Source organism: Acinetobacter sp. AKBS16, assembly GCF_002899995.1.
In the GTDB taxonomy this organism is placed as follows: domain Bacteria; phylum Pseudomonadota; class Gammaproteobacteria; order Pseudomonadales; family Moraxellaceae; genus Acinetobacter; species Acinetobacter baumannii.
Genome location: NZ_POYH01000068.1, coordinates 48765 through 49308, shown reverse-complemented (window position 1 = coordinate 49308; position 544 = coordinate 48765). Strand labels below are relative to the sequence as shown.

Annotated in this window: 1 protein-coding gene; it reads right to left on the bottom strand. The window is 47.1% G+C overall.

Annotation, left to right across the window (positions count from 1 at the left end; genetic code table 11):
• Positions 1 to 544 (bottom strand): MFS transporter (locus C1642_RS19290; protein WP_228153861.1); only part of this gene is annotated, 544 nt, incomplete at both ends.

The window sequence follows — 544 nt, the reverse complement described above, 5'->3', positions numbered from 1 at the left end:
CGCAAAAGATACTGCACTATAACCCCAACCTAAATCGAGTACTAATGCACCTGCAGCAGCGCCTACTGCATTACCTAAGTTAAACGCACCGATATTTACTGAAGAGGCAAGCCCTGGAGCTTCATGAGCGACTGACATGACACGCATTTGTAATGGCGGTACTAAAGCAAAGGTTGCTGCACCCCATATCACCAACGCAATGGCTGCTCCAATCTGGCTTTGAGCAAGAATTGGGAAAGTCACCATCATCACGATCAACAGTACCAAGAAACCAATCAGAGTTTTGTTGATGGACAAGTCTGCAAAACGGCCGCCTAAATGGTTACCAATCGAGAAACCGACACCAATCAGCACCAACATGAACGTAATGAAGGTCGGTGAAGCATGCGTAAACTCAGTCAAACTTGGCGCAATATAGGTGTAGAGCGTAAACATTGCACCTGCACCGAGTACGGTAGTGAGTAATGCAAGGACCACAGGGGTACGCGTTAATACTTTTAACTCGGCCTTCACGTTTGGTTTTTGGGCAACCATACCTTGCGGT